Source organism: Pseudoalteromonas sp. PAB 2.2 (genome assembly GCF_001938575.1).
Taxonomy (GTDB): domain Bacteria; phylum Pseudomonadota; class Gammaproteobacteria; order Enterobacterales; family Alteromonadaceae; genus Pseudoalteromonas; species Pseudoalteromonas lipolytica.
Genome location: NZ_LYPI01000006.1, coordinates 1 through 2,621 on the forward strand (window position 1 = coordinate 1; position 2,621 = coordinate 2,621).

A 2,621-nucleotide genomic window follows, 5' to 3' on the forward strand; every position below is an offset into this window, starting at 1 on the left:
GTGAATTATAACCAAGAACCACTAGCGTTTGTACGCTCAGGTGAAGTGTTGCTGTGTTGTAGTAAACCCAACGGTAAGGTAAAAATTGAGCTTTAATGCCACACAAGATCGTTTGTTTGGTAGAAGTTTTCTTTGTCTGAGACACTCACTGTTTGTTGATCTATCGTTACATCCCACTGTAAGTTTTTAGTCAAATGGCTCGCCAATTGCTCAATAAAGTTTCCATCAAAGGCAATTAAATGGCTATTACTTATCAGCTCTAATTGATGCTCATATTCTTGTAACCACTCATTGTTTAGCGTAGTTACAACCCATAGTTCGTCAACACGTTTAGCAATTTTACTCAATATTGTAAAATCAGGTTCTCCAACTGCTAGCCACATTTCATAATGCTCATCAAGGGCTTTAATTGACACATCTGGCTCACTACTTTTAAGCCGTGCGTTCATGGTTGCCATTTTATTATGAGAAAATAAGCAGTAGCTTAAAAGCTTTAACACAAAATGTTCATAGCTTTCTTGCCTATCACATGCCGTGGTGAAAACCTCTTGGTGATTTCGCTGTTCGCGCAAATCTGCAATAGTAAAATTGGCTTTAAAAACACGATTCTTATCATACATAACGCATGTCCATCTAACTGAAACATTCTAAGTATAGTTTACGGTGTAAAATTCGCGACTTAGTTAAAAGTTATAGTATAACGTTATTGCAGATAAAAAATTGCAGTGTTATATTATATCACAACACTCAACAACAAACTTAGAAGTAGTAATAATGAAGCAAATTTCAATTCTTTCTAGTGCTGTTGCCGCTGCGCTGTTCTCTCAATCAACAATGGCTGCTGTGATCACAGGTCAAGTATTAGATAAAAATCAGCAACCTATCAGTAACGCTGAAGTTCACGTTCATGGTAAGTCACAAAGCGTTGTGACCAATAAACAAGGCCAGTTTAAAATCGATGTGGATAACAAAGGCCAATTACACATCAGCAAAGATGATTTTATCGATAAACGTGTTGAAATTAATGGTGATAATCAAAATCTAGTTATTACTCTCACGCCAACATCTGTAGAAACAGTTGTTGTCTATGCTTCTGCGCTTCATAAAAATAGCCTTGAAATGATTTCACCTGTTAACGTATTGGCTGGTGATAATCTTAAAAATAAGGCTAAGCCGACCTTAGGCGAAACACTAAAAGGCCTACCTGGTGTGAATGCTAGTTATTTTGGTCCAGTTTCATCAAGCCCAATCATTCGCGGCTTAGATGGTCCGCGTGTGAAAATCACTCAAAATGGCCTTGATAGCAGTGATGCATCACGTATTGGCCCAGATCACGCAACATCAAATGACAGCCTAGCCGCTGAACAAATTGAAGTGCTACGAGGCCCTGCTACCCTACTTTACGGCTCCGGTGCGATAGGTGGTGTGGTAAATGTTGTTGATAATCGTATTCCTACCGACAATATAGACACTTTAACAGGCGCTGCGCAATACACCCATGACACAGTATCAAACACCAATACTTATGCCGCAAAACTTGAAACCGGTAATGAAGGTTTCAACTTCCATTTTGATGGCACAAAGCGCAAAGGTCATGATTATAAAACACCAACATTCGAGCTTCCTGAAGAGCATGACGAACATGAGGGTGAAGATCATGAAGAGCACGAAACCGCTAACCGTGTAGAAAACACCTTTATCGATAGCCAAAATGTTAATTTTGGTACGAGTTATGTTGGCGACCACCTAACATTGGGTGTGTCATATGGTCGCATCGAAACAGATTACGGTATTCCCGCCCATGAACACCATCATCACGAAGAGCATGAAGAAGGTGAGCATCATGATGAACACGAAGGTGAAGAAGAACACGAAGAGTCTGTCTTCGCGCAATTAGAGCAAGATCGCTGGCAAGGTTACATGAGCTATGCGCTACATGATAACTGGATTGAAAATATCTCACTACGTGTGGGTTACACAGACTATAAACATGCCGAAATTGAAGATGGTGCAGTTGGCACTGTGTTTTCTAACAAAACCACTGAAGCACGTGCAACCGTTGAACATAAATTAGGCCTTTGGCACGGTATGGCTGGCTACCACTACACAGAATCAGACTACGATGCTGATGGTGAAGAAGCCTTTACACCAGCAAGTGTAACTAAAACCAATGCACTATTCATGCTTGAAGAGCGTCAATTTGGTGATGTAACCGTTGAATTAGGCGCACGTATTGAGGATTACCAAATTGACTCGGCTGTTAGTATGGCAGAGCACCATCATGACCACGCTCACGAAGAGGAAGAAGGTCACGATGACGAAGAAGCAGAAATCATCAATTACAGCGAAGATTTCACAAATCTAAGTTTTTCTGCAGGTGCAATCTGGCAATATCAAGAAGGCCAAAGTGTTGCGCTTAGCGTATCTCGTTCAGAGCGCGCGCCTCTTAGTGCTGAACTACTTTCAAATGGTGTACACATTGCAACTGGCACATATGAGTTAGGCCTTGGTTATCATATCGAAGACGGAGAAATACACTTTGAGCCTGAAGATATCGATCAAGAAACTGCAACCAACTTTGATTTAAGTTTCCGCCGCTTTATTGGTGACTTTGGTTACAC

General features: G+C 40.8%; 2 protein-coding genes and 1 pseudogene. 2 read left to right on the forward strand and 1 reads right to left on the reverse strand.

Annotated features, from left to right (window positions below; genetic code table 11):
* A pseudogene (locus BWD47_RS20235) lies at window positions 1–96 on the forward strand (ferredoxin); the annotation flags it as partial.
* On the opposite strand, the gene BWD47_RS00520 reads toward BWD47_RS20235, so the two are convergent.
* A complete protein-coding gene (locus BWD47_RS00520; RefSeq protein ID WP_075593181.1) occupies window positions 93–620 on the reverse strand; it encodes a YaeQ family protein in 528 nt (175 codons plus the stop codon). The pseudogene BWD47_RS20235 and the gene BWD47_RS00520 overlap by 4 nt on opposite strands.
* A 154-nt stretch (window positions 621–774) precedes the next feature.
* Between BWD47_RS00520 and BWD47_RS00525 the strand changes: the two genes are divergently transcribed.
* A partial coding sequence (locus tag BWD47_RS00525; RefSeq protein ID WP_075593182.1) for a TonB-dependent receptor occupies window positions 775–2,621 on the forward strand: 1,847 nt, incomplete at its 3' end.

Coding starts and splice junctions, on each gene's coding strand:
- BWD47_RS00520 (WP_075593181.1), bottom strand. CDS start 620: ATGTATGATAAGAATCGTGTTTTTAAAGCCAATTTTACTATTGCAGAT.